A 24,995-nucleotide genomic window follows, 5' to 3' on the forward strand; every position below is an offset into this window, starting at 1 on the left:
AGCTACGATCCTCCGAAACGACGAGGGCCCTGAGGCCCAGCGTCGCCAAGCGGAGGAAAGGGCATCTTGGTGACCAGACAACCGGCAGGCGTGGCGCGCGGGAGCCACGGCGAGCGTCTCATGTGGATCACGACGCAGCGCGTGTTCTATGCAGGACTTCTTGGAGCGGCGGCGGAACGCAGCCTTGGCGGCCACGGCGTCTACGTGTCGCCGACGGGCGCACCGCTGCGCCTCCGCATCGGCGGCAGCGCATGGCAGAGCGGCGAGCTGCTGGTGGTGCCGCCGCAAGTGCCGCATCAGGTCGCGACCGATCATCGCTTGATCCTCAATCTGCTCGTCGAATCGGAATCCGTCGACCCCGCGCTGCTGCCTGACTTCCTCCAGCATTGCGGGCCGGTCCATGCGCCGCTGTTCGTCCGCCGCGTCCGCGATGCGCATGCGCGCCTGCTCGAAGCGTCCGGCCGCGAAAGCTTCGACGGCTTCGACTTCGACACGCTCTTCTTCGGCCAGCCGCTCGCACCGCGCCCGCTCGATGCGCGAATCCGCGCCGTGGTGGACCGCATCAACGCCGACCCGGCGGCGCCCACCTCGGCCGAGGAATGTGCAGCGGCGGTGAAGCTCTCGTTCTCCCGCTTCCTGCACTTGTTCAAGCAGGAGACCGGCGTGCCGTTCCGCGCCTTCCGCGCCTGGAAGCGCGCCCGCAGCCTGCTGCGCCACGTGCGCCAGACTGCCACGCTGACCGACATCGCGCTCGACACCGGCTACCCGGACTCGACCCACTTCAGCCACTCGATCCGCCAGGTCTACGGCCTGCGGCCCAGCGACATCCTCGCGGGCTCGCGCCGGCTCGCCGTGCACCAATGACGCGCACGCCCGCGCTACGCCGGATGCGGGACAACCCTCTGCGTGGCGCGCAGTGCTCACCGCTATAAACCGCGAAACCCGAACGAGACCCCCTTGCAAATACTCCAGCTCCTGCTCTCAGGCATCGCGCAAGGCTGCATCTATGGTCTGATCGCGCTGGGGTTCGTGCTCATCTACAAGGCCACCGAAACGGTGAGCTTCGCCCAGGGCGAACTCATGATGCTCGGTGCGTTCTGCGCCTTCGCGGGCATGACGCTGTTCGGGCTGCCGTTCTGGCTCGCGGCGTTGCTGGCGGTGGTCGCCATGATCGCCTTCGGCGTGCTGCTGGAACTGGTGGTGATCCGGCCGATCCTCGGGCAGCCGCAGTTCTCGATCGTGATGCTGACGATCGGCATCGGCTACGTGGCGCGTGGGCTGATCACGATGATCCCCGCCATCGGCACCGAGACGCACGCGCTGCCGGTGCCCTACAAGGACCAGATCTGGAAGGTCGGCGAGCTGGTCGTCAACGTGGAGCAAATGGCGATCATCGTGGCGACCGCAGTGCTGTGCGGGCTGCTGTTCGCGATGTTCCGCTACAGCAAGCTCGGCATCGCGATGCAGGCTTCTTCGCAGAACCAGCTGGCCGCGTACTACATGGGCATTCCGGTGAAGCGGCTCAACGGGCTGGTGTGGGGGCTGGCGGCGGCGGTCGCGGCGATCGCCGGCATGCTGCTGGCGCCGATCACCTTCGTGCACGCGAACATGGGCTTCATCGGGCTCAAGGCATTTCCGGCGGCGGTGGTGGGAGGCTTCGGCAGCCTGCCGGGCGCGATCGTCGGCGGGCTGGTCATTGGCATCGTCGAGTCGTTCGCCGGCTTCTACCTGCCGGACGGCTTCAAGGACACGGCGCCGTACATCGTGGTGCTCGTGATGCTGATGGTGAAGCCCAACGGCCTCTTCGGCGAGAAGCTGCGCAAGAAAGTCTAAGGATGAAGCTCACCCCCAGGCTCGCGCACTTCGTGTCGCTCTCCACCCCCTCTCCGGGGGCAACCCCGGCGGCCCGGCAAAGCCGGTTTCGCGGGGTTCCTGGACTGGGCTGCATTGGATTGCTGCGTTGTGGGTCTTGGGTCGCCTTGGTGGAAATCTGAGATGCGCTACATCTTCAAGACCAGCTACACGCAGGACATCGACCTCGCCAGGCACGGCGGCCAAGTCTTCTGGTACAGCCTGCTGGGCGCGGCGCTGATCGTGGCGCCTTGGGCGCTGCCGGAGTACTGGCTCGCGCAACTGACCTTCGTGCTGATCTACGGCATCGTCGGGCTCGGGCTGATGCTGCTGGCGGGCTTCACGGGGCAGTTCTCGATCGGGCATGCAGCCTTCCTGGGCACGGGGGCCTACACGCAGGCGGTGCTGAACAACCTGGGCGTGCCGTTTCCACTGGCGCTGGTGGCGGCTGCGGCGCTGTCGGCGGCGGTGGGCGTGGTCGTCGCGCTGCCGGCCTTGCGGGTGAAGGGCATCTACCTGGGCATCGCGACGCTGGCGTTCGGCTTCATCGTAGAGGAGGTGTTCGCGCGGTGGGAGAGCGTCACCGGTGGCAACTCGGGACTGCATGTGAAATCGCCCAAGCTGCTGGGCATCGACGTGGGGTCGAGCGAGAGCTTCTATCTCGTGTGCCTGCTGGTCGCGGTGCTGTGCACGCTGGCGATCCTGAACCTGCTGCGCTCGCCCACCGGGCGCGCCTTCGTCGCGATCCGCGATTCGGAGATTTCGGCGCAGAGCATGGGCATTCATCTGGCGCGCTACAAGACGCTGTCGTTCGCGATCTCGGCCGCACTGGCGGGTCTGGGCGGCGCGTTGTATGCGCACAAGCTGAGCTTCATTTCGCCGGACCAGTTCAGCATTCTCCAGTCGATCGATTTGCTGTTGCTGGTAGTGATCGGCGGGCTGGGCTCGGTGCACGGCGCGTTCCTCGGCGCGATTTTCCTGATCGCGATGCCGCAGTTGATTGCGTTGGGGAAGGACTGGTTGCCGCCGGTGGTGGGGCAGGCGCCGGGCTTGCAGGGTCTTGTCTACGGGCTGGTGTTGATCGCGTTCGTGCTGTTCGAACCGCTCGGGCTGTATGGGCGGTGGCTCAAGATTCGTACGTGGCTTCAACTCTTTCCCTTCTATCGCAAGGGCTTGTTCAAGCGGCAGAAGTCCTTCACCAAGTCGGATCGCCTGAGATGAAGCTCACCCCCAGCCTCGCCCACTTCGTGTGGCTCAGACACCCCCTTCCAGGGGGGGCAATCCCGGCTGCCCGGCAGAGCCGGTTCTGCGGGATTCCTGGGCTTGTGTGCGTCCCGCCAAACGCGGTGGGGCGATGAGATGAGTGATGCAGCCGTTCTTCTCTCCGCCAACGACCTGAGCGTGCGCTTCGGCGGTGTGCTCGCGGTCAACAAGGTGAGCTTCGATGTGCGGCGCGGCGAAGTCTTCACGCTGATCGGTCCGAACGGTGCGGGCAAGACGACGGTCTTCAACCTGATCAGCCGGATCTACACCCCGACTACGGGCGACATCGTCTGGCACGGCGAGGACAAGCCGATCGCGTTGACGCAGCAGGCGCCGCACGAGATCGCGGCGCTGGGCATCGCTCGAACTTTTCAGAACATCGAGTTGTTCGAGCATGCGACCGTCCTGCACAACCTGTTGATCGGCCGGCACACGCATCGCAAGACGGGCTTCTGGAGCGAGGTGTTTTTCACCCCGGCGACGCGCCGCGCGGAGATCGCGGCGCGCGAGAAGGCGGAGCAGGTGATCGACTTGCTGGACTTGCAGCATCACCGCGACTCGATGGTGGCGGGGCTGCCCTACGGGGTGCGAAAGGTGGTCGAGCTGGCGCGTGCGCTGTGCACGGAGCCGAAGCTGCTGCTGCTCGATGAACCATCGTCGGGGCTCAATGTGGAGGAGACGGCGGACATGGCGTTCTGGATTCAGGACATCCAGCACGAGCTGGGCATCTCCGTGCTGATGGTGGAGCACGACATGTCGCTCGTGTCCAAGGTGTCTGACCGCGTGTTGGCGATGAACATGGGGGAGGCGCTGGCTACCGGAACTCCGCGTGAGGTTCAGTCGGATTCGCGGGTGATCGAGGCCTATCTGGGGACCGTGGATGACGTGAGTAGTTTGCGGAGGGTTGCGTAGTGGTTGCTGCGGGCGCTTTGTTCGATGGGAGGGCGCCCGGCATACGGTGCGCGCTGGCCGACCCCGCTGCGCCGGCCCTTCGGGCTTCCTTGCGGTGCTCGCTTCAGGCGGGGGCCGCGCAAACTCGCTTCGCTCAAACACGCGCGGCCCTTTTTCCGCCTGAAGCTGCGCTCCTCAGCGGCGCAGAGGGGTCGGCCAGCGCGCACCGCATGCCGGGCTTCGTGCGTGTGCGACGGACGAGTGCGCCTCCAACGTCCGTAGCCTGCGCGTTATCACTACCGTTGAAGCGGACAGTTCAACTGCAGCGTCCCTGCGACGGCGGGCGGTGTGCCCTGGGCCGGCCGTTGAGGCACCGCCGAGCAGCGCAGCGGTGCGCGGAAAAAGGGCCGCGCGTGTTTGAGCGAAGCGAGTTTGCGCGGACCCCGCGTACCGCGAGCAGCGCAGGGAAGCCCGAAGGGCCGGTGACGTCGGCCGGCACAGGGCACACCGCTCGCCGTCGCCACCCCCGACCGTCACCGTGGAGCGCCCGAACATGAGCGAAACAGTCCTCCAGCTACTGAACGTAGAAAGCGCCTACGGCCCCATCAAGGCCATCCGAGGCGTCAGCCTCAAGGTCCGCGCAGGAGAAATCGCCACGGTCCTGGGCTCCAACGGCGCAGGCAAGACAACGATCCTGAAGACCATCTCCGGAATCATCGACCCCCGAAAGGGCAGCATCGAATTCCAGGGCCAGAACATCACCGCCAAGGACCCCGCATACATCGTCCAGCAGGGCCTGAGCCATGTCCCCGAAGGTCGCGAAGTGTTCCCGCTGCTGTCGGTGCGCGACAACCTCCTGATGGGCGCCTACACCCGCAAGGACCGCGACGGCGTGGCCCGCGACATCGAAACGGTCTACACGTACTTCCCCATCCTGAAAGAGCGCGCGACGCAGGACGCCGGCCTGCTCTCCGGCGGCCAGCAGCAGATGCTCGCCATCTCGCGCGCCATCATGGCCGCGCCGCATCTCATCCTGCTCGACGAGCCCAGCCTCGGCTTGTCCCCCAAGCTCACCAAGGAAATCTTCGAGATCGTCGTGCGCATCAACCGCGAGCGCGGCACCACCATCCTGCTGGTCGAGCAGAACGCCAACATGGCGCTCAATGCCTCCGACTATGGCTACGTCCTCGAGAACGGCCGCATCGTCATGGAGGACACCTGCGACCGCCTGCGCGAGAAAGAGGACATCAAGGAGTTCTACCTCGGCCTCAAGGACGACGGCGTGCGCGGCGAGCGGCGCTGGAAGAAAAAGAAGACCTGGAGATGAAGAACAACGCCATGCGAGCAAAGGCACCCGCCGGCCTGTGGGACCTGGAGCACCTCCAGCCCCGGCAGACCATCGCGGTCCCCGGCGACACCATTCCCGCCATGTTCTGGAACGCGGCCCGCCTGCGCGCCGACAACGTGTGGATGCGCCAGAAGGAGTTTGGCATCTGGCGCACGTGGACGTGGCAGCAGACCGCCGACGCCGTGCGAGAGATCGCCGGCGGGCTGATGGCCATCGGCTTTGCCTCCGGCGAATGCGCTTCCATCCTGTCGAACACCGTCGTCGAATGGGTACTGTGCGACGTGGCCGTACTGAGCTGCGGCGGCGTCTCCAACGGCATCTATCCGACCGACGCCGCATCGCAGGTGCACTACCTGTGCGAAGACTCGCGCACCACCGTCCTCTTCGTCGAGGACGACGAGCAGCTCGACAAGGCGCTCGAAGTGCGCGGCGCCCTGCCATTGCTGCGCAAGATCATCGTGTTCGACATGGAAGGCCTGCGCGACTTGCGCGAGACCGATGTGATGAGCCTCGATGCCCTGCGCGAGCTGGGGCGCGACTACCTGAAGAGCCATCCGCAGGAACTGGAGCAGCGCGTCGCCGCCTGCCGCCCCGAGGACCTCGCCATCCTCGTCTACACCTCCGGCACCACCGGCAAGCCCAAGGGCGCGATGCACAGCCATCGCGGGCTGGTCTACACCGCGCGCGGCTACAACACCCTGATCGCGCAGGACGAGCACGACGAGCGCATGTGCTTCCTGCCGCTGTGCCACATCGCCGAGCGCATGGGCGGCGAGTACTTCGCCATGTACACCGGCTCCGTCCTCAACTTCGTCGAGAACCCCGAGACCGTGCCGGAAAACGTGCGCGAGATCGCGCCGACCGTCTTCACCGCCGTGCCGCGCGTGTGGGAGAAGTTCTACTCAGGCGTGATGATCGCGCTCAAGGAAGCGAGCGCGCTGCAGCAGGCGGCCTACGGCTGGAGCATCGGCGTGGGAACCGCCATCGCCGATCGCGTGCTCGCCGGCCAACCGGTCGACGCGATGCTGCGCTTCAAGTTCCGCATCGCGCGCTGGCTCGCGCTGGACAACGTGCGCAAGCTGATCGGCATCCACCGCGCGCGCTTTCTCGTGACCGGCGCCGCGCCGATCTCGCCCGACCTGGTGCGCTGGTATCTCGCGCTGGGCGTGCCGATGCTGGAGGTCTGGGGCATGACGGAGTCGTGCGGCGCCTCCACCGGCGTGCCCGCGACGCGCATCAAGCCCGGCGCCATCGGGCCGGCAGCGGGCTACAACGAAGTGCGCATCGACCCCGCCACCGGCGAGATCCTGGTGCGCGGCACCAACGTGTTCATGGGCTATCTCAACCTGCCCGAGAAGACCGCCGAAACCATCGACGCCGACGGCTGGCTGCACACCGGCGACGTCGGGACGGTCGACCAGGACGGGTATTTCCGCATTACCGACCGGATGAAGGACATCATCATCACGGCAGGCGGCAAGAACATCACCCCGAGCGAGCTGGAGAACGAGCTCAAGTTCAGCCCCTACATCACGGACGCGGTGGTGATCGGCGATGCCAAGCCCTACCTCACGGTGATCGTCATGATCGACCAGGAGAACGTCGAGAAATTCGCGCAGGACCACGACGTGCCCTTCAGCAACTACCAGAGCCTGACGCGCACGCAGGAAGTGCAGGACCTGATCCAGGCCGAGATCGACCGCGTCAATGCCAAGTTCGCGCGGGTCGAGCAGATCAAGAAGTTCTTCCTGCTGGAAACCCAGCTCAGCGCCGAGGACGAAGAACTCACGCCCACGATGAAGCTCAAGCGCAAGCTGGTGCAGGCCAAGTACGCGGAGCGCATCGAGGCGATGTACGCCTGATTTTTTTGCCAACCTAGAGGAGACAGCGGATATGAAGATCAAGTCACTCATCCCCCTTGCCGCGGCCTCTGGCCTGGCGCTGGTTTCCGGCCTGGCCGGGGCGCAGCAGCAGGGCGTCAGCAAGGACGAGATCAGGATCGGCACGATCCAGGACCTCTCCGGTCCGCTCGCCGGCTTCGGCAAGCAGGCGCGCAACGGCATGCAACTGGGCGTGGACGAACTCAACGAGCAGGGCAGCGTCAACGGCCGCAAGCTCAAGCTCTTCGTCGAGGACTCGGGCTACGACCCCAAGAAGGCGGTGCTGGCGGCGCAGAAGCTGGTCAACCAGGACAAGATCTTCATCATGGCCGGCCACATCGGCACCGCTCAGAACATGGCGGCGATGCCGGTGCAGTTCGACAAGAACGTGGTCAACTTCTTCCCGATCACGGCGGCGCGCGAGATGTACGAGCCGCTCAACCGCCTCAAGTATTCGTTTGCGGCGACCTACTACGACCAGATCCGGATCGCGCTGCCGAAGATGATCAAGGAGAAGGGCGCCAAGAAGGTCTGCACCATCTACCAGGACGACGAGTTCGGACTCGAAGTGCAGCGCGGCGCCGAAGCCGGCCTGAAGACCGCGGGCCTGGAGCTGACCGAGAAGACCTCCTTCAAGCGCGGCGCGACCGACTTTTCGTCGCAAGTCGCGAAGATGAAGGCCGCCAACTGCGACCTCGTGGTGCTCGGCACCATCATCCGCGAGACCATCGGGACCGTGGGCGAGGCGCGCAAGACGGGCTTCAACCCGACCTTCCTCGGTTCGAGCGCGGCCTACACCGACCTGATTCACAAGCTTGGCGGCAAGCCGATGGACGGCATCTACGCCACCATGACCGTGCAGAACCCCTACACGGACGAGCAATCGCAGCCGCTGCGCTTCTGGGCCAACAAGTACAAGACCAAGTTCAACGAGGACCCGACGGTGTTCTCGGTCTACGGCTACATGATCGTGCAGAGCTTCATCCAGGCCGCGAACAAGGCGGGGCCGAACCTCACGACGGACGCGTTCATCAAGGCGATGGACAGCAGCACCTTCGAGCCGGACATGTTCGGCGCGCCGAAGATGACCTTCACCGCCACCAAGCGTCTCGGCAACGAGCAGTCGCGCCTGTCGCAGATCGTGGATGGCAAGTGGAAAGTCGTATCGGACTACGTGGCACCCTGACGCGGCGAATGAGCCCGCAAACAAAAAGCCGCCCGAGGGCGGCTTTTTTTGAGGCTCCCCTTCCAGAGATACCGCGGAACCGGCTCCGCCGGTCCGCAGGTATCTCCCCCGGAAGGGGGTGGGCGGCTACACGAAGTGAGCCAACCTGGGGGAGACATCAGTCCTCTACGAACGCCTCTTCGCGCTTCGCCTTGATCGACGGCAGCAGCACGATGCCCAGCAGCAGACACGCCGCCACCAGCAAGCCGGCCGACAGCGGCCGCGTCACGAAAACGCTCCACGTGCCGCGCGACAGCAGCAGCGCCCGGCGCAGGTTCTCTTCCATCATCGGCCCCAGGATGAAGCCCAGCAGCAGCGGCGCCGGCTCGGTCCGCAGCTTGATGAAGAGATAGCCGATGAAGCCGAAGGCCGCGACCATCCAGATGTCGAAGGTGTTGTTGTTGGTCGAGTACACCCCGATCGCGCAGAACAGCACGATGGCCGGGAACAGGAACTTGTAGGGCACCGTCAACAGCTTGATCCACATGCCGATCAGCGGCAGGTTCAGGATGATGAGCATCGCGTTGCCGATCCACATCGAGGCGATCAGGCCCCAGAAGAGTTCGGGGTTGCTGGTCATCACCTGCGGGCCGGGCTGGATGTTGTGGATGGTCATCGCACCCACCATCAGCGCCATCACGGCATTGGGCGGAATGCCCAGGGTCAGCAGCGGGATGAAGGAGGTCTGCGCGCCAGCGTTGTTGGCCGACTCGGGCGATGCCACACCGCGGATGTTGCCCTTGCCGAAAGCCACTTCGCCGGGCTTCATGCGGATCTTCTTTTCCAGCGCATAGGCCGCAAACGAAGCCAGCAGCGCGCCGCCACCCGGCAGGATGCCGAGCGCGGAGCCCAGGGTGGTGCCGCGCAGGACGGCAGGCGCCATGTTCTTGAAGTCCGCCTTGGTCGGCCACAGGCCCTTCACCTCGGAGGTGAACACCTCGCGCTCCTCATCCGGCTGCGAGAGGTTGCCGATGATTTCGCCGTAGCCGAACACACCCATCGCGATCACCACGAAGCCGATGCCATCGGTGAGTTCCGGCACGTCGAAGCTGAATCGCGCGACACCCGAGTTCACGTCGGTGCCGACGATGCCGAGCAGCAGGCCCAGCACGATCATTGCGACCGCCTTGAGCAGCGAGCCCGAAGCGAGCACCACCGCGCCGATCAGGCCCAGCACCATCAGCGAGAAGTATTCGGCCGGACCGAACTTGAAGGCCAGCTCGGTCAGCGGCGGTGCGAAGGCCGCCAGGATCAGCGTGCCGACGCAACCTGCAAAGAACGAACCCAGGCCGGCAGCCGCCAGCGCGGGACCTGCCCGGCCCTGCCGCGCCATCTGGTAGCCGTCGATGCAAGTCACCACCGAGGATGACTCGCCCGGCAGATTGACCAGGATCGCGGTGGTGGAGCCTCCGTACTGCGCGCCGTAGTAGATGCCGGCCAGCATGATCAGCGCCGACACGGGGGGCAGCGCGTAGGTGGCGGGCAGCAGCATCGCGATGGTCGCGACCGGGCCGATGCCCGGCAGCACGCCGATCAGCGTGCCCAGGATGCAGCCGACCAGGCAGTACAGCAGGTTGGTGAGCGTGAAGGCGACGCCGAAGCCGGTCGCAAGGTTGTGAATCAGATCCATGAAGGTCTCCTCAGCCCGAAACGAAGGTGGGCCAGACCTGGATCTGCAACTTGAGCGCCCAGATGAACGCCACATAACTGCCTGCCGCCAGGATGGTCGAGAGAACCAGCACGTCGCGCAGCTTGAAGTGCTCGCCCGCGAGGCTGGAGATGATGGTGAGCGCGTAGATCGCGATGATCATGCCCATCGCCGGCACGCCGACGCTCGGCAGGCCGCCGAGCAGAACGCCGAAGGCGAGGTTGGCCGCGATGACGAAGAACAGCGGCTTCCAGGCCCATTTGCCGATCGGGTCGCCGTCGGCCGTCTCGACCACCAGCGACTGGAACATCACCAGTGCGCCGAGGATCGCCAGCAGGATTCCCAGCATGAGCGGAAAGTAGCCGGGCCCCATGCGGGCCCCGTCGCCGATGTTGTAGGTGGTGGCGCCTATGGCAAAGGCGCCCCCCACCGCTGTGAACATGACTCCTGAAAAGAAGTCAGCCTGACTCTTGATACGCATTGTCTCGACCCTCGTTGATGAGCCTTCGAGGGTCGTCGTCTGCGCCTGACTGTTCACTGACCGCTGCTGTACGGACTTCCACGTACAGGGATGCGGTGCCCAATGAAAAAGGCTCCCGAAGGAGCCTTTTTGCCGTGTGTGCTGACGAGGGCTTAGTAGCCGCCGCGGCCACCGCCGCCGCCGCCGTAGCCGCCACCGCCGCTGCGGTTGCCGCCGCCGTAGCCGCCGCCACCACCGCCGCCACCGTAACCACCGCCGCCGCTGCGGCCACCGCCGCCGCCGAAGCCGCCGGGCGAACGGGGCTCCATCGGACGGGCTTCATTGACGGTCAGGCTGCGGCCGTCGAGCGCTTGGCCGTTCAGGCCTTCGATGGCTGCCAGCGCTTCCGCGTCGGTGCCCATTTCGACAAAGCCGAAGCCCTTGGAGCGACCGCTGTCGCGTTCCATCATGACCTTGGCGCTGGCGACCGAACCGTACTGGCCGAAGGCCTGTTCGAGGTCGTTGTCGCGGATGGAATAGGCGAGGTTGCCTACGTAAAGTTTCTTGCCCATGGAGGGACTCCTAATCAAACCTAACAGACAAAGCGATGGAGTCCCAGAATCACAACAAACTAAACAGCGCTGTGGCGCGAAACTGACCGATCACCCGGATCACGCGCGGGCAACGAGTGGCCGCGACGTCCCGGCATTTTCCTTCACTATGGAACTTTTGGGTGAAATGCTTTTTATTTTTGAACCTATTTGTATCCGTGTGAACCGTATTTGCGACGTATTCGCGATTCAGGGCCTTTTTCGGAGCGGATTCAGCAGCGCCTTGAGCCCGTTGTGGTCGATTTCGTGCATCAGGGCGAGCAAACGGCCAATCTCTCCTGCGGGAAAACCCTCGCGCGCGAACCAGGTGAGGTAGTTGCCGGGCAGATCGGCGATGACACGGCCCTTGTATTTGCCGAAGGGCATTTCGAGGGTCACCAGACGTTCCAGGTCGTCCGGCTTCACGGCAAGCTCCGCGCTTTCGCGCCGCGGTGTTCGACTTGGAAACGGTCCGGCAGCCCATGGTGGCTATGCTCCTTCATCTCTGCGACCCTCGCTTTTCCATTCATCGGCTCCATTCAGGCCCGCTTCTTCATGCCATTCCAATCCCTGGGACTCGATCCTGCCCTGGTGCGTGCCGCCGCTGACAAGGGCTACGTCGCGCCCACGGCCATCCAGCTCGAAGCCATCCCGGCGATCCTGCAAGGGCGGGACCTGCTGGGCGCGGCCCAGACCGGCTCCGGCAAGACGGCGGCATTCTCGCTGCCCCTGCTGCAGCGGCTGGCGCGTGAGCCACGCTCGTCGCCGCGGCGCCTGCAAGCGCTGATTCTCGTGCCCACGCGCGAACTGGCGGCGCAGGTGGGCGAGTCGATGCGCGGCCTGGCGCAGCACCTGCCGGTACCGGTGAAGATCGCCGTCGCTTTCGGCGGCGTCTCCATCAACCCGCAGATGATGGCGCTGCGCGGCGGCGCCGACGTGATGATCGCCACGCCGGGCCGGCTGCTGGACCTGATCGACCACCGCGCGCTGCGCTTGTCCTCGGTGTCGACGCTGGTTCTGGACGAGGCCGACCGTCTGTTCGATCTCGGATTTGCGGATGAGCTCGGACGCATCCTCGCGCTGCTGCCGAAGGAGCGGCAGAACCTGTTGTTCTCGGCCACCTTCCCGCAGGCGATCCAGTCGCTGGCGGACGGACTGCTCAACGACCCGGTGCGCGTCGAAGTGCAGTCCGAAGCGGCGGAGGAGCCCGCCATCCTGCAACGCGCGATCGAGGTCGATGCCGCGCGGCGCACACAACTGCTGCGCCAGCTGGTCAAGGACAGCGGCTGGACCCGCGTGCTCGTGTTCGTCGCCACCAAGCACGCCTCGGAGATCGTGGCCGACAAGCTGCGCAAGGCCGGTATCGAGGCCGAGCCTTTCCACGGCCTGCTCAGCCAAGGCAAGCGCACGCAGGTGCTCACCGACTTCAAGGCGTCCAGGGTGCAGGTGGTCGTCGCGACCGATCTCGCCGCGCGCGGCATCGACGTCGCCCAGCTCCCCGTGGTGGTGAACTACGACCTGCCGCGTTCGGCCGTCGACTACGTGCACCGCATCGGCCGCACCGGCCGCGCAGGCGAGAGCGGCTTGGCCGTGAGTTTCGTCAGCGCGGCCACCGAGGCGCACTTCAGGCTCATCGAAAAACGCCAGGGCCTCAACGTCCCGCGCGAGCGCGTGGCAGGCTTCGAGCCCGTCGAAACCGCCGTGCCCGCAACCGCGGGCACCGGCGGCATCAAGGGCAAGCGCCCCAGCAAGAAGGACAAGCTGCGCGCCGCCGCGCGTTGACCGCCATGCCCAATCCCAGGAATACCGCGGAACCGGCTTAGCCGGTCCGCCGGCATTGCCCCCGGCAGGGGGTTGGCGGCTACACGAAGTGAGCAAGCCTGGGGGCGAGTTCAGTAATACCGCGGAACCGGCTTGGCCGGGCCGCCGGTATTGCCCCCGGCAGGGGGTAGGCGGCCACACGAAGTGGGCAAGCCTGGGGGCGAGCCTCACCCCGCCTTGAGAAGCCGCCGAGCCTCGGCCACGATCGCATCTGGCGTGATGCCGAAGTGCCTGTACAGGACATCGGCGGGGCCGGAGGCACCGAAGCCCGTCATGCCGACGAAGCCGCCCCTCTCGCCAAGCCAGCGGTCCCAGCCGAAGCGCAGCGCAGCTTCGACGCCGATCCGCACGGTGCCGCCGGGCAATACCGAGGCCCGGTAGGCATCGTCCTGTGCCTCGAACAGTTCCCAGCACGGCATCGACACCACGGCCGTCGGAATCCGGTCGGATTGCAGCGCGTCGCGGGCCTGGAGAGCGAGTGCGACTTCGGAACCTGTCGCGACGAGCGTCACCGTCGCGCGCACGCCGCCTTCCGCCGCAGCCAGCACGTAGGCGCCGCGGCGCGACCGGTTGCTGTTGTCGTCGCCGGCATTGCGGCGGCGGACCCGGGGCAGCGCCTGTCGCGCGAACACCAGGCTCGATGGCCCGCTGCGATGCTCGAGTGCCGCCTCCCAGCATTCGGCTGCCTCGACCGCGTCGGCCGGGCGGAACACCAGCATGTTCGGCATGGCGCGCAAAGACGCGAGGATCTCCACCGGCTGATGCGTCGGCCCGTTCTTGCCGAGGCCGATCGAATCGTGGCTGAAAACGAACTTCACCGGCAGCCCCATCAATGCGGCCATGCGCATCGCGGGTCGCTCGTAGTCGGAGAAGGCGAGGTAGGTGACGCTCAGGGGGATGACTCCGCCGTGCGCCGCCATGCCGTTGGCCATCGCGCCCATCACGTGTTCCCTGACGCCGCAGTGCACGTACGCGCCGCCGCGGTCGTCGGCCGTGAAGGCGTTCAGGCGGCGCTTGTGGCTGGTCGGCGCTTCGAGGTCGGCGCAGGCGACCATGCGCTCGGGCAGTACGTCGGTGAGCAGGTCGTTGATCTCGGCCGAAATCAGGATGCCCCCTTGCGACTGGTCGTCGCTGTCGAGCATGCGGCGCTTGTAGCTGTGCAGCACGTCGCGCCAATCCAGCGGCAAGTCGCCGGCCATGACCCGCTCGAACTCGGCGCGATCGGCCGCCGGCAAGCCGGCCAGCCTGCGCTGCCACTCGTCGTAGGTCGGCGTGCTCCGGCGCCCGGCGTCTCGCCAGGCCTGGAGCACCGGTGCCGGCACCTCGAACGGCGCGCCGGGCCAGTCGAGCGCCTGTCGCGCGGCATCGGCGTCTTCGGGGTACAGCCTCGCGCTGTGGCCGCCACGCTGGCCCTGGAGCCTCGCGATGCCGCGCGCAATCACCGTGCGGCAGGCGATCATGGACGGGCGCGGGTCCTGCCGCGCAAGGGAGAGGGCTTCGGCCACCGCCTCGATGTCGTGGCCATCGACCTCGATCACGTGCCAGTGGGCGACGCGGAATCGCTCCGCGACGTCCTCGCTGATCGAGAGCGCGGTGCTGCCGTCATCCGTGATGCGGTTGTCGTCCCACAGCAGGATCAGCTTGCCCAGCCGCAGATGTCCCGCCAGCGAGATCATTTCCTGGCCGATGCCCTCTTGCAGGCAACCGTCGCCGACGAATGCATAGGTGAAGTGGTCGACCAGACCCGAGCCGAAGCGCGCGCCGAGATAGGCCTCGGCCACCGCCATGCCGAAGGCGTTCGCGATGCCCTGGCCGAGCGGCCCGGTCGTGACTTCGATGCCGCTCGACGGATCGAACTCCGGATGGCCTTCGCAGCGCGAGCCGAACTCTCGAAAGCCCTGGACCTGTTCCAGCGAGATGTTCTGGTAGCCCGTCAGGTACAGCAGCGAATACAGCAGCATCGAGCCATGGCCGTTCGACAGCACCACGCGATCGCGGTCCGGCCAGGTCGGGTCGGCCGGGTTGAACTTCAGGTGGCGCGTGTACAGCGCCGTCGCGATCTCGGCCATGCCGAGCGGCACGCCCTGGTGCCCCTCGGTGGCACGCACGATGGCATCGATCGAAAGGAAGCGGATGGCATGCGCCAGCGGCGCGAGTGCGTGGGACGTCATGGCCCACCTCAGCCCAGCCAGCCCTTGATCTGCGAGACCATCGCTTCGGCGGAGATGCCGTAGCGCTCATGCAGGGTCGGCAGCGCACCGGCATCGAGGAAGGCGTCGGGCAGCGCGATCTGGCGGAACTGCGCCGGTGCATTGCCGCTGCGCAGCAGCAGGCCGGCCACCGCCTCGCCGAGCCCGCCGATGACCGAGTGGTTCTCGGCGACCACGACCAGGCGGCCTTCCCGCTTCACTTCGCGCAGGAGGGTTGCCTCGTCCAGCGGCTTGATGGTCGGCACGTGCAATACGGCCGCGTCCACGCTGTCGCGGCGCAGGGCGTCGGCCACCTCCAGCGAGCGCATGGTCATGAAGCCGCTGGCGATGATCAGCACGTCCTTCCCGCCGCGCAGCAGCTTGGCCTTGCCGAGCTCGAACTTGTAGTCGTACTCGTCGAGAACGAGCGGCACGTTGCCGCGCAGCAGCCGCATGTACACGGGCCCTTGATGGGCGGCAATCTGCGGCACCGCCTGCTCGATGTCCAGCGCATCGCAGGGGTCGACGATGGTCATGCCCGGGATGCCGCGCATCATCGCCAGGTCCTCCGTCGCCTGGTGGCTGGGCCCGTAGCCCGTGGTGAGGCCCGGCAGGGCGCAACACATCTTCACGTTGAGGTTCTCTTCCGCGATCACCTGGTGCACGAAGTCGTAGGCGCGGCGCGTGCCGAAGACGGCGTAGGTGGTCGCGAACGGGACGAATCCCTCCTTGGCCATGCCGCCGGCGGCACCCATGAGCAACTGCTCGGCCATGCCCATCTGGAAGAAGCGCTCGGGATAGGCCTGCGCGAACAGGTGCAGGTCGGTGTACTTGGCGAGGTCCGCCGTCATGCCGACGATCTCCGGGCGCTCGCGCCCCAGTTCCACCAGGGCCTTGCCGAAGGGCGCGGCCTTCACGCGCTGCCCTTCGCTGGCGATCGAGGCGATCATCGCCGAGGTCGTGAGGCGTGGCTTCTTCTCGGTCGTCGCGGTCATCAGAGTGCTCCTTCGTGCCGGGCCTGGTCCAGGTGCGCGATCGCCTGTTGCCACTCGGGCGGATCGACGCGGATGAAATGGTTCTTCTCGCGCTCCTCGAGAAAGGGCACGCCCTTGCCCATCAGCGTGTCGACCAGGATCACGCGCGGCTTCGCATCGGTCAGCGCACGCGCGGCATCGAAGGCGGCCACCACCGCCGGGAGGTCGTTGCCGTCGATCCGCTGCACGTGCCAGCCGAACGCGGCCCACTTGTCGGCGAGCGGCTCGAAGCCCAGCACCTTGCCCGAGGGGCCGTCGGCCTGCTGGTTGTTGATGTCGACCAGGCAGACCAGGTTGCCGAGGCCGTGATGCGCCGCCCCCATGGCCGCCTCCCAGGTCGAACCTTCATCGAGCTCGCCGTCCGACATCGAGTTGTAGACAAAGGCCGGGTTGCCCTTGTGGCGCAGGGCGAGCGCCATGCCGACGGCGATCGGCAGGCCCTGGCCCAGCGATCCGCCGGACATCTCCATGCCGGGCGTATAGGTCGCCATGCCGGACATGGGGAGGCGGCTGTCATCGCTGCCGTAAGTCTCGAGTTCCTCCTCGGGGATGATCCCGGCCTCGATCAGCGCGGCGTAGAAGGCGATGGCGTAGTGGCCGTGCGAGAGCAGGAAGCGGTCGCGCGACTCCCATTGCGGATCTTCCGGCCGGTACTTCATGGCATGGCCGTAGGCCACGGCCAGCACGTCGGCATAGCCCAGCGCCTGGCCGATGTAGCCCTGGCCCTGCACCTCGCCCATGCGCAGGGCATAGCGCCGGATGCGGTAGGCGCGCTCGGAAAGCTTCGATGGATCAGACATGGTGTTCCTTTGGATGAAGGGCGGGGGCGGAGGTCAGCGGATCGTGAGCCAGGGCAGGTAGGCGAAGCCCAGCAGCAATCCGATCGCCACGAAATAGAAGGGAATCAGTTCTTTCACCACATCCCCGATGCGCACCTTGGCGATGGTGCTGGTGATGAAGAGCGTGGTGCCGATCGGCGGGTGGTACAGGCCGATGGAGAGGTTGACGATCATCATGATCCCGAGCTGCACGGCGTCCATGCCGACCGCCGAGGCCAGCGGGACGAACATCGGCGTGAGCAGCAGCACGGCCGCGGGCAGGTCGATGAACATGCCGGTGGCCAGCATGATCAGGTTCATCGCCAGGATGATCAGCCAGGGCGATTGCAGCGTTTCCTTGGCAAAGCGCGTGAACTCGGCCGGCAGTTGCTCGTAGGTGACGATCCAGCCGACCACGCTCGAAGCCATGATGATCAGCAGCACGACACCGGTGGAGATGCCCGCCTCGATGGCTGCGTGCTTCAGCTTGGCCAGGGTCAGGTCGCGGTAGACCACGACCGCCACGACCAGGGCGTACAGCGTGGACATGACGCTCACTTCGGTCGGCGTCGCAATGCCGAAGCGCAGGAAGACGATGATCAGCACCGGCATCGCGAGCGCGGGCCCCGCGTGGGCGAGCTGGCGCCAGAACAGGGGCCACTCGAAGGGCGTGGTGTCGCGGGGAAAGCCGCGGCGGCGACCCTGCACGTAGCACACGGCCATGAAGCCCGCGCACATCAGCAGGCCCGGCAGGATGCCCGCCACGAACAGCGCGCCGATCGATGCACCGGAGACCAGCGCATACACGATCATCGGGATGGACGGCGGGATCAGGATGTCGATGGTCGCCGCCGCGGCGAGCGTTCCGGCCGCGAACGGCGCCGGGTAGCCCAGCTTCTTGAGCCATGGGATCAGCATCGAGCCGATCGCCGAGGCATCGGCCACGGCCGAGCCGGAGACGCCGCCGAAGATCGTCGACGAAAGCACGCCGACCTGGGCCGGCCCGCCGTGCACGCGACCGATCATCATCGACAGCAGGGTCACCAGGCTCTGGCCCAGCTTGCCGCTGACCATCAGCGCGCCGGTCATCATGAAGAAGGGAATGGCGATCAGCGGAAAGCTCTGCGTCTGCGAAATCATCTGCTCGATCGCCAGGTGCACCGGCACCTTGTCGATGATGAGCAGCCCGCCGACGGAGGCCAGGACCAGCGCATGGGCGATCGGGATCGACAGCAGCGCCGTGACGATGAAGAGTGCAATGATCAGTGCGGTCATGGTCAGGCTCCGTGGGCGAGGGCTTCGGCGGCCTCGGGCTCCGCCACGGTGGCGTCGGCCCAGATCTCGGGCAGCTTGCACAGCGTCACGATGCTCAGCAGCGTGAAGCCCAGCATCAGGGCCCACACGCTCACCGAGCCGGGGACTTGCAGCATCGGACTGCGCTCGTCGGCTGCGATCTCCGCCAGCGGCCAGGCCGCGACCGTGAGCGAAAGGTAGAGCACGGCCACGGCGATCGATCCGCCCGCCAGCACCCAGCGCCGCGCGGCGCCGAGCTTCTGCGTGAGGAGCACGACGGCGATGTGGGAGCCATGCTGGGCGGCCAGCACCACGCCGGCCATGATGAGCCACGGGAACATCAGCTCCGGCAGCTCGGAAGCCGACGCGAGGCTGGTGCCAGCCACATAGCGCAGCGCCACGTTCGCGCTGAGGATCACGAACACGACGGCCAGCGTGAGGTACAGAACGCCCCTGCATGCGGCACCGATGCAGCGGTCGATGGTTTGTAGGATCGCCATGAAAGTCTCCTTGCTCGCCCCCAGGCTCGCGCATTGCGTGTCGCTCTCGACCCCCGGCCGGGGGCGATACCGGCGGCCCGGCGAAGCCGGTTCCGCGGTATTCCTGGTTTTTGCGGCGTTATGGTGGTGTGGGTTACTGCGCCTGCTGGACGACGCGCTTGACGAAGTCGCCCGCAGGGCCGGCGGCCCACTTGGTGTAGACCGACTTCGTCGCCTCGGCGAAGGCCTTGCGGTCCACCGTGTCGATCTGGATGCCCTTGCCCTTGAGTTCGGCGACGAGCTTCTCGTCGGCCTCCTTGGAGAGCTTGCGCTGGACCTGGGTGGCCTCCGCCGCGGCTTCGGTGAACACCTTCTGGTCCGCAGGGCTCAACTTGTCCCAAGAGCGCTTGCTCATCACGAAGGGATTGGTTTCGTACTTGTGGCCGGTGAGCGAGAGGTACTTCTGCACTTCGTACAGCTTGGCCGACGAGATGTTCGTCAGCGGGTTCTCCTGGCCGTCCACCACGCCCTGCTGGAGTGCGACGTACAGCTCCGAGAACTTGATCTGCTGCGCGTCGGCGCCGAGTGCCTGCATGATGTCCATGGTCATGGCATCGGGCGGCGTGCGCAGCTTGAGGCCCTTGACGTCCGCCGGGGCCTTGATCGGCCGCTTGCTGTTGGTGACGTGGCGGATGCCGTTGTCCCAGTAGCCCAGCACGACCATGCCCTTGGCGGCGGTGCGCTTGGACAGGTCCTCGCCGATGGGCCCGTCGAGCAGTTGCCAGGCCTTCTGGATGTCGGCGAACAGGAAGGGCAGGCCCAGCGCCGCGTACTCCGGCACCACGTTCGCCATCGCGCCCTGGCTGTTGGCCGAGATGTCGAGCGAGCCGGAACGCAGGGCGGTGACCATGGCGGCGTCGTCCCCGAGCTGCGCGGAATGCGCCACCTGGATCTCGTAGCGGCCGTTGGTCTTGGCCTTGACGGTGTCGGCGAACTTCACGGCCGCCTCATGGCGCGGATTGCCCGGCGCCGCGCCGTGGCCCAGGGTGAGCTTGACGGCCTGCTGCGCGAACGCAAGGCCCGAGGCCATCAGTGCGCCGATGAGGAGGGGGAGGGCGAAATGTCTGCGCTTCATGGTCTTGTCTCCGTTGTAGTGATGGGTGGACTCAGTGAATCAACATGCCGCCGTTCACGTCGAGCGTGATGCCGGTGCAATAGCCGGACAGATCGCTGGCGAGGAACAGGCAGGCGCCGGCGACGTCGGCGGGCACGCCGAGGCGGCCGATGGGGATGTCGGCGGCGATCTGCGCCTTGCGCTCGTCGGTCAGCTTGTCCTTGTTGATGTCCGTGCTGATGAGGCCGGGCGCGATCGAGTTGACGCGGATGCCGTCGGCTCCCAGTTCGCGCGCCATGGCGCGGGCCAGCCCGAGCACGCCCGCCTTGGCCGCCGAATAGTGCGGGCCGCCCAGGATGCCGCCGCCGCGCTGTGCCGAGACCGACGAGATGCAGACGATCGAACCATTCTTCTGGCGCTGCATGTGCGGGATCACCGCCTGCGAGGCGAGCAGCGTGCCGCGCAGGCTGACGTCGAGCACGGCGTCATAGTCGGCACCCGTGATGTCCACCGTCTTGCGCGGCTGGGTGATGCCTGCGTTGTTGACGAGGATGTCGATGCGGCCGAATCGCTCGACCACGCGCGCCACCGCCGTGTCGATCTCGGACTTGACGGTGACGTTCGCGACCAGCCCCAGGTGGTTGTCGCCGAGCCGGGCGGCGGCCTGCGCCGGCGTCGCGGCTTCGAGATCGGTGATGACGACTAGCGCGCCGTGCGAGGCGAGCAGGCGGGCGGTGGCGAATCCAAGGCCGTTGAGGCCGGCACCGCCGGTGATGAGGGCGACGCGATCGGTAAGCAGCACGGTGTGTCTCCTGTGGGTGTGTGCGGGATGGGGGTAACTATGGACACCCGCACGCATGAAGACAAACGACACTTTTTCAGCGATGAGTGAATCGCCTTCATAAAGGGTTTTCCCGTGCGGTCGTCCTTTCCTCCGCTGAGTTGCTTGCTGGCTTTCGAGGCCGCGGCGCGTCGCCTGAGCTTCACGGCGGCTGCGGTCGAACTCAACCTCACGCCCTCCGCGGTCAGCCACCAGATCGCCAAGCTCGAGCAACTGCTGGGCGTTCGGCTGTTCGAGCGGACCGTGCGCAGCATCGAGCTGACCAATGCGGGCCGCGAATACATGAGCCGGGTGTCGGTGGCGCTCGACACGATCAGTTCGGCCACGGACAACGTGCGCAAGGGCGTTCGGAATTCGCTGTACGTGCACGCCGCGCCGAGCTTCGCGAGCCTGTGGCTGATGCCCCGGCTCGCGGTCTTCGCGAAGGCGCATCCGGGCATCGCGCTGTCGCTGTCGTCGTCGGCCGTGCACTCGGATTTCTCGAGCGGACAGATCGACATCGATATCCGCTACGGTCTGCCCAACTGGCCGCACTTGCACGTGCAGCCGGTCTTCGAGGAGCGCATCCAGCCGATGGCAAGCCCGGCGTTCATCGAGCAGCATCGCATCGAGACCCCGGAAGACCTGCTGCACGTGCCCTTGATCCAGTCGGTCGTCAACGTCGTGCAATGGGGGGACTGGTTTCGCAGCCGCAACGTCGACGTCGCGGTCGGCCAGTTCGCCTATCGTTTCGATCGCACTTCAATGGCCCTCGATGCGGCGGTGCAGGGTCTTGGCGTCGCGCTGGACAGCTCGTCCATCGCCGCGGGCCATCTTCACCAGGGGCGCTTGCGCAAGGTCTTCGACAAGGACTGGTGCGTGAAGGTCCTGGCGCACTTCCTGGTGTGTCCGCAGCGCCACTCCCAGCGCAGCGAAGTCGCCAACTTCATCGACTGGATCCAGAGGAGTTCGGCCGACCCGGAGAGCGCCGACCTCGGCGGCGGCTAGGCCCGCCTTGCCGCCGGAGCATCACTCCCTCGGCGGCTTCTTCGCGATGCCCATCGTCTTCGCGAGGATGCCCAGCATCACTTCGTCGGCGCCGCCGCCGATCGAGGCCAGCCGGCCATCGCGGTACAGGCGCGATACGCGGTTCTCCCAGGTGAAGCCCATGCCGCCCCAGAACTGCAGGCAGGTGTCGGCCACCTCGCGGGTGAGCCGGCCGCACTTGAGCTTGGCCATCGAGGCCAGTTCGGTCACGTCCTGGCCCTGCACATGCAGGTCGCAGGCGCGGTAGGTGAGGGCGCGCAGGGCCTCGACCTCGGTCTTGAGTTCCGCGAGCTTGAACTGCACCCACTGCTGGTCGGCCAGCGTGCCGCCGAAGAGCTTGCGCTGCTGCGCCCATTCGATGGTCTCGGCGATGCAGTCGTCCAGCGGCAGCAACGAACTCGCGGCGCACCACAGCCGTTCTTCCTGGAACTGCTGCATCTGGTAGACGAAGCCCTGGCCTTCCTCGCCGATGCGGTAACGCTGTGGCACGCGGACGTTGTCGAAGTAGATGAGCCCGGTGTCGCTCGAGTGCATGCCGATCTTGCGGATCTTCCTTGCCTTCTCGATGCCGGGGCTGTCCATCGGCACGATGACCAGCGACTTGTTGCGATGCACCGGCCCGTCGCCGGTATTGACCAGCATGCACATCCAGTCTGCCTGCAGGCTGTTGGTGATCCACATCTTCTGGCCGGTGATGAGGTAGTCATCGCCGTCCTTGCGCGCGTGGCTCTTGAGGCCTGCGACATCGCTGCCGGCGCCGGGCTCGCTCACGCCGATGCAGCCCACCGTGGCGCCGGCTATGGCGGGCACCAGGAATTCGCGGCGCAGGGCGTCGCTGCCGAAGCGCGCGAGCGCGGGTGTGCACATGTCTGTCTGTACGCCGATCGCCATCGGCACGCCGCCGCAGCTCACGTGGCCCAGCGCCTCGGCGAGCGCCATCGCGTAGGAGTAGTCGAGGCCGGCGCCGCCGTATTCCTCCGGCTTGTTGAGCCCCAGGAGCCCGAGCGCCCCGAGCTTCCCGAACACCTCGTGCGCAGGAAAGCTCTCGGCGGCCTCCCATTCGTCCACATGGGGATTGATCTCCTCGTCGATGAAGCGACGCATCGTCTTCTGGATCTCGAGATGCTCGTGCGTGTACTGCATGCCTTGTCTCCGGTCGGTCCACTGTCAGCTTTGCCGACTCTAGGTCCGGCCGAGTCCGCCGTGCTTGCGGGAAGTGGCTACAGGGTGCTGCGAAGGGCGCCGGCCGGTCCTCCATCGCCCAGGCAGCCCAGCCCCTGCAGCGCCGTTGCCACGGCAGTGTCCAGCGCGGTATGCGGCTCGCTGCCAAGGACCGACAGCAGTCGTGCATTGCGCAGGCGCACCGGCTGCTCCCAGAGGTAGCGCATCTCGCGCAGCTCCCGGAACAGGGGCACGAAAGGCGACGCCAGGGTCACCAGCCACCAGGGAAAGCGCCTGGCCGGCAGATCGGGCCGCCCGCACGCTCGGCGGATGGCTGCCTGCATCCGGGTGCCGTCCGCATCCCAGTGCCCAGCCATGTGGAAGGTGTCGAAGGCGGCGAGCGCGCTTTCCCGTTCGACGAGTTGGACGATGGTTTCCGCCACGTCCGGCAGGTAGGCCCACTGGTGGCCGACCCCGCGACGGCCCGGGTCGGTGGTCGCGGCGAGCGGCCGGCCGGGCTTTGCCAGCTGGGCGAACCAGTTATTGCCGGAGCGTGGCCCGAAGAAGTCGCCGGCCCGCACGATCAATGTGCGCACCCCGCGACCGGCGGCTTCGCGCAGGCGCTGTTCCATCTGGACGCGGATCGCGCCCTTGCGCGTGTCCGGATGCTGCGGCGAGGTTTCGACGAGGTCGGGGAACGCGTCCGGACCGTAGTTGTAGACGGTGCCTGGCAGCGCGATGCGCGCACCGGAGGCTTCGGCCGCGCGGATCGTGCTTTCGAGCATCGGCAGCACCAGCGTCCTCCAGTTGCGGTAGCCAGGCGGATTGACGGCATGGACGATCAGCGACGCGCCCCGCGCGGCGGCGATCACGCTGTCGGCGTCGAGCGCATCGCCCGCCACCCATTCCGGCTGCGCCGTGCCGGCCGGCCATTGCGCCGCCGCTTTCGCCGGGTCACGCGCCAGCGCCCGAACCCGCCAGCCGCGCCGCAGCAGCGCTGCCGCCGTTTCGCCGCCGATCCCGCCCGTCGCGCCGAGCACCAAGGCCATACCTAGTTCCATGAGCATTCCTTTTCGTGAAAGGTCAATTCTTGGGGCGGGGCTGTGTAAACACAATTGTCATGGCGATGCCATCGGCTAGCATGAAATGTATGAGCTTGAATCCACTGGACTGGGAAAGCCAGCGCGCCTTCCTCGCCGTCCTTCGCGAGGGCAGCCTGTCGGCCGCAGCCCGGGCGCTCGGCATCGCCCAACCCACGGTGCGCCGCCGCCTGGATGCGCTGGAGCGTTCCATCGGCGTGGCGCTTTTCACCCGCTCGCCCAGCGGCCTGACGCCGACCGATGCGGCGCGGGAGCTTGGCACCCACGCGGAAACCATGGCCGCCGCGGCCGACGCATTTGCGCGCGCCGCCTCGGCGGACACCGATGCCGCGTCGGGCACGGTCCGCATCACCGCCAGCGACGTGATGGGCGCGGAGGTGCTGCCTGCGGTGCTGGCCGAATTGCAGGATGCGCAGCCAGGCCTGGTGTTCGAACTGAGCCTCACCAACCGCAACGAGGACTTGCTGCGGCACGAAGCCGACATCGCGGTGCGCATGGTGCGGCCGACGCAGGCCGCCATGGTGGCCACGCGAGTCGGCGTGGTGGAGCTGGGTTTCTACGCCAGGGCCGCTTACCTGGAAAAGCACGGGACGCCGACAGCGCTCGATGAACTCGGTCGATTCGCGCTGATCGGCCCGGACCGCGAGACCGCCTACCTGAGCACGTTGCGTGCGCTTGGCGTCGATTTGAAGCGCTCGATGCTCAGCTGCCGCACCGACAGCCAGGTTGCGCAACTGGGCGCGATCCGCGCGGGCCTCGGCATCGGCATCTGCCAGAAGGGGCTCGCGCTGCGCGACCCGTTGCTGGTGCCGGTGCTGGCGAACGAGTTCCGCTACGAGCTGGAGACCTGGGTCACCATGCACGAGGATCTGCGGCGCATGCGACGGGTGCGCGCGACCTTCGCGCACCTGGTCGCCGCGCTGACGTCGTACTGCAACGCCGGCAGCGCCCCGGCCTGATCAC

At 66.6% G+C, this 24,995-nt stretch carries 23 protein-coding genes; 10 read left to right on the forward strand and 13 right to left on the reverse strand.

Going from position 1 to position 24,995, the window contains the following annotated elements:
• Positions 1-120: 120 nt before the first annotated feature.
• The 7 genes from QTH97_RS18150 to QTH97_RS18180 all read left to right on the forward strand — a co-directional run bounded on the left by QTH97_RS18150 (position 121) and on the right by QTH97_RS18180 (position 8,419).
• Complete coding sequence (locus QTH97_RS18150; protein ID WP_286569834.1) at positions 121-864, forward strand: helix-turn-helix domain-containing protein; 744 nt, start codon at positions 121-123, stop codon at positions 862-864.
• Positions 865-957: 93 nt separating this feature from the next.
• Positions 958-1,833, forward strand: coding sequence for a branched-chain amino acid ABC transporter permease (locus QTH97_RS18155; RefSeq protein ID WP_286569780.1), 876 nt, complete (start codon positions 958-960; stop codon positions 1,831-1,833).
• 162 nt (positions 1,834-1,995) lie between these two features.
• Positions 1,996-3,072 (forward strand): branched-chain amino acid ABC transporter permease, encoded by a 1,077-nt coding sequence (locus QTH97_RS18160; protein WP_286569781.1) that lies wholly within the window; start codon positions 1,996-1,998, stop codon positions 3,070-3,072.
• A gap of 138 nt (positions 3,073-3,210) precedes the next feature.
• On the forward strand, positions 3,211-4,026 hold the full coding sequence (locus QTH97_RS18165) for an ABC transporter ATP-binding protein (RefSeq protein WP_286569782.1): 816 nt from the start codon (positions 3,211-3,213) through the stop codon (positions 4,024-4,026).
• A 532-nt stretch (positions 4,027-4,558) separates the two neighbouring features.
• The gene (locus tag QTH97_RS18170; protein ID WP_286569783.1) at positions 4,559-5,332 is read left to right on the forward strand and encodes an ABC transporter ATP-binding protein; all 774 of its coding nucleotides are present in this window, start codon (positions 4,559-4,561) and stop codon (positions 5,330-5,332) included.
• Positions 5,329-7,215 (forward strand): AMP-dependent synthetase/ligase, encoded by a 1,887-nt coding sequence (locus tag QTH97_RS18175; RefSeq protein ID WP_286569784.1) that lies wholly within the window; start codon positions 5,329-5,331, stop codon positions 7,213-7,215. The genes QTH97_RS18170 and QTH97_RS18175 overlap by 4 nt, the downstream gene beginning before the upstream one ends.
• A 31-nt stretch (positions 7,216-7,246) precedes the next feature.
• On the forward strand, positions 7,247-8,419 hold the full coding sequence (locus QTH97_RS18180) for an ABC transporter substrate-binding protein (protein WP_286569785.1): 1,173 nt from the start codon (positions 7,247-7,249) through the stop codon (positions 8,417-8,419).
• Positions 8,420-8,576: 157 nt separating this feature from the next.
• Here QTH97_RS18180 and QTH97_RS18185 read toward each other — a convergent pair whose 3' ends face one another.
• The 4 genes from QTH97_RS18185 to QTH97_RS18200 form a co-directional block, all read right to left on the reverse strand.
• Positions 8,577-10,088, reverse strand: coding sequence for a tripartite tricarboxylate transporter permease (locus tag QTH97_RS18185; protein ID WP_286569786.1), 1,512 nt, complete (start codon positions 10,086-10,088; stop codon positions 8,577-8,579).
• A 10-nt stretch (positions 10,089-10,098) separates the two neighbouring features.
• Positions 10,099-10,587, reverse strand: coding sequence for a tripartite tricarboxylate transporter TctB family protein (locus QTH97_RS18190; RefSeq protein WP_286569787.1), 489 nt, complete (start codon positions 10,585-10,587; stop codon positions 10,099-10,101).
• Positions 10,588-10,739: 152 nt separating this feature from the next.
• A complete protein-coding gene (gene rbp / locus QTH97_RS18195) occupies positions 10,740-11,138 on the reverse strand; it encodes an RNA-binding regulator (RefSeq protein ID WP_286569788.1) in 399 nt (132 codons plus the stop codon).
• A 228-nt stretch (positions 11,139-11,366) separates the two neighbouring features.
• Complete coding sequence (locus tag QTH97_RS18200) at positions 11,367-11,582, reverse strand: DUF3820 family protein (protein WP_286569789.1); 216 nt, start codon at positions 11,580-11,582, stop codon at positions 11,367-11,369.
• 129 nt (positions 11,583-11,711) lie between these two features.
• Between QTH97_RS18200 and QTH97_RS18205 the strand changes: the two genes are divergently transcribed.
• The gene (locus tag QTH97_RS18205; RefSeq protein ID WP_286569790.1) at positions 11,712-12,938 is read left to right on the forward strand and encodes a DEAD/DEAH box helicase; all 1,227 of its coding nucleotides are present in this window, start codon (positions 11,712-11,714) and stop codon (positions 12,936-12,938) included.
• A 206-nt stretch (positions 12,939-13,144) separates the two neighbouring features.
• On the opposite strand, the gene tkt is transcribed toward QTH97_RS18205, so the two are convergent.
• From tkt to QTH97_RS18240, 7 genes are all read right to left on the reverse strand, one after another.
• The gene (gene tkt / locus QTH97_RS18210; protein WP_286569791.1) at positions 13,145-15,148 is read right to left on the reverse strand and encodes a transketolase; all 2,004 of its coding nucleotides are present in this window, start codon (positions 15,146-15,148) and stop codon (positions 13,145-13,147) included.
• A gap of 8 nt (positions 15,149-15,156) precedes the next feature.
• Positions 15,157-16,161, reverse strand: coding sequence for a transketolase family protein (locus tag QTH97_RS18215; protein WP_286569792.1), 1,005 nt, complete (start codon positions 16,159-16,161; stop codon positions 15,157-15,159).
• Positions 16,161-17,000, reverse strand: a complete 840-nt coding sequence (locus tag QTH97_RS18220; protein ID WP_286569793.1) for a transketolase — start codon at positions 16,998-17,000, stop codon at positions 16,161-16,163. The genes QTH97_RS18215 and QTH97_RS18220 overlap by 1 nt, the downstream gene beginning before the upstream one ends.
• A 33-nt stretch (positions 17,001-17,033) precedes the next feature.
• Positions 17,034-18,293 carry a TRAP transporter large permease gene (locus QTH97_RS18225; protein ID WP_286569794.1) on the reverse strand — a complete coding sequence of 420 codons (1,260 nt, stop codon included), beginning with the start codon at positions 18,291-18,293 and terminating at the stop codon, positions 17,034-17,036.
• Between the two features lie 2 nt (positions 18,294-18,295).
• The gene (locus tag QTH97_RS18230; protein ID WP_286569795.1) at positions 18,296-18,811 is read right to left on the reverse strand and encodes a TRAP transporter small permease; all 516 of its coding nucleotides are present in this window, start codon (positions 18,809-18,811) and stop codon (positions 18,296-18,298) included.
• Positions 18,812-18,944: 133 nt separating this feature from the next.
• Positions 18,945-19,925, reverse strand: a complete 981-nt coding sequence (locus QTH97_RS18235) for a TRAP transporter substrate-binding protein (protein WP_286569796.1) — start codon at positions 19,923-19,925, stop codon at positions 18,945-18,947.
• Positions 19,926-19,956: 31 nt separating this feature from the next.
• Positions 19,957-20,706, reverse strand: coding sequence for an SDR family NAD(P)-dependent oxidoreductase (locus tag QTH97_RS18240; protein ID WP_286569797.1), 750 nt, complete (start codon positions 20,704-20,706; stop codon positions 19,957-19,959).
• Between the two features lie 144 nt (positions 20,707-20,850).
• Between QTH97_RS18240 and QTH97_RS18245 the strand changes: the two genes are divergently transcribed.
• Positions 20,851-21,732 carry a LysR substrate-binding domain-containing protein gene (locus QTH97_RS18245; RefSeq protein ID WP_286569799.1) on the forward strand — a complete coding sequence of 294 codons (882 nt, stop codon included), beginning with the start codon at positions 20,851-20,853 and terminating at the stop codon, positions 21,730-21,732.
• Between the two features lie 21 nt (positions 21,733-21,753).
• Here QTH97_RS18245 and QTH97_RS18250 read toward each other — a convergent pair whose 3' ends face one another.
• On the reverse strand, positions 21,754-22,914 hold the full coding sequence (locus QTH97_RS18250) for an acyl-CoA dehydrogenase family protein (protein WP_286569800.1): 1,161 nt from the start codon (positions 22,912-22,914) through the stop codon (positions 21,754-21,756).
• Between the two features lie 77 nt (positions 22,915-22,991).
• On the reverse strand, positions 22,992-23,993 hold the full coding sequence (locus QTH97_RS18255) for an NAD-dependent epimerase/dehydratase family protein (RefSeq protein ID WP_286569801.1): 1,002 nt from the start codon (positions 23,991-23,993) through the stop codon (positions 22,992-22,994).
• Positions 23,994-24,082: 89 nt separating this feature from the next.
• Between QTH97_RS18255 and QTH97_RS18260 the strand changes: the two genes are divergently transcribed.
• Positions 24,083-24,991, forward strand: coding sequence for a LysR family transcriptional regulator (locus tag QTH97_RS18260; protein ID WP_286569802.1), 909 nt, complete (start codon positions 24,083-24,085; stop codon positions 24,989-24,991).
• Positions 24,992-24,995: the final 4 nt, after the last annotated feature.

This window comes from Variovorax gracilis (assembly GCF_030317115.1).
Classification (GTDB): domain Bacteria; phylum Pseudomonadota; class Gammaproteobacteria; order Burkholderiales; family Burkholderiaceae_C; genus Variovorax; species Variovorax gracilis.